Source organism: Paenibacillus oryzisoli, assembly GCF_001653565.1.
GTDB classification, from domain to species: domain Bacteria; phylum Bacillota; class Bacilli; order Paenibacillales; family NBRC-103111; genus Paenibacillus_E; species Paenibacillus_E oryzisoli.
Map to the genome: position 1 here is coordinate 1 of NZ_LYPB01000075.1, position 813 is coordinate 813.

Annotated in this window: 7 tRNA genes and 1 rRNA gene; all 8 read right to left on the reverse strand. The window is 51.6% G+C overall.

Annotated elements, in window-relative coordinates:
• Nucleotide 1 precedes the first annotated feature (1 nt).
• A tRNA-Met gene (locus A8708_RS21020) sits at nucleotides 2-75 on the reverse strand.
• Nucleotides 76-130: 55 nt separating this feature from the next.
• A tRNA-Val gene (locus A8708_RS21025) sits at nucleotides 131-203 on the reverse strand.
• A gap of 14 nt (nucleotides 204-217) precedes the next feature.
• Nucleotides 218-292: transfer RNA gene (locus A8708_RS21030), tRNA-Glu, on the reverse strand.
• 15 nt (nucleotides 293-307) lie between these two features.
• A tRNA-Ser gene (locus A8708_RS21035) sits at nucleotides 308-399 on the reverse strand.
• A 3-nt stretch (nucleotides 400-402) separates the two neighbouring features.
• Nucleotides 403-478 (reverse strand) — tRNA-Asn (locus A8708_RS21040).
• Nucleotides 479-484: 6 nt separating this feature from the next.
• A tRNA-Ser gene (locus A8708_RS21045) sits at nucleotides 485-576 on the reverse strand.
• 3 nt (nucleotides 577-579) lie between these two features.
• Nucleotides 580-655: transfer RNA gene (locus A8708_RS21050), tRNA-Asn, on the reverse strand.
• 77 nt (nucleotides 656-732) lie between these two features.
• Nucleotides 733-813: ribosomal RNA gene (locus A8708_RS21055) — 23S ribosomal RNA — on the reverse strand; the annotation flags it as partial.

Here is an 813-nt window from a genome sequence, read left to right on the forward strand (position 1 = left end):
GTTGCGGGGGCAGGATTTGAACCTGCGGCCTTCGGGTTATGAGCCCGACGAGCTACCGGGCTGCTCCACCCCGCGTCATTAAGTATAAGTCACGTTTCCTATTAAATCAAGCGTTTGAAAAGGAAAGTGATGGAGGCTGACGGGATCGAACCGCCGACCCTCTGCTTGTAAGGCAGATGCTCTCCCAGCTGAGCTAAGCCTCCATGGGATATAAAAATGGTGACCCGTAGGGGACTCGAACCCCTGTTACCTCCGTGAAAGGGAGGTGTCTTAACCACTTGACCAACGGGCCTTACTAGAAAGATTGTGGCGGAGAGAGAGGGATTCGAACCCTCGAGACGCTTGTGACGCCTACACGATTTCCAATCGTGCTCCTTCGGCCAGCTCGGACACCTCTCCATATGGCTCCCCGAACAGGACTCGAACCTGTGACAACTCGATTAACAGTCGAGTGCTCTACCAACTGAGCTATCNAGAAAGATTGTGGCGGAGAGAGAGGGATTCGAACCCTCGAGACGCTTGTGACGCCTACACGATTTCCAATCGTGCTCCTTCGGCCAGCTCGGACACCTCTCCATATGGCTCCCCGAACAGGACTCGAACCTGTGACAACTCGATTAACAGTCGAGTGCTCTACCAACTGAGCTATCAGGGAATAGAAACATTAACTTTCAAGGGTTTATTCCTTGAAAACTAGATACGAAACTTGCGTAAAGTGTAACCTTAGGTTTATTGGTTAAGCCCTCGACCGATTAGTATTCGTCAGCTGCATACGTTACCGCACTTCCACCTCGAACCTATCAACCTCGTCGT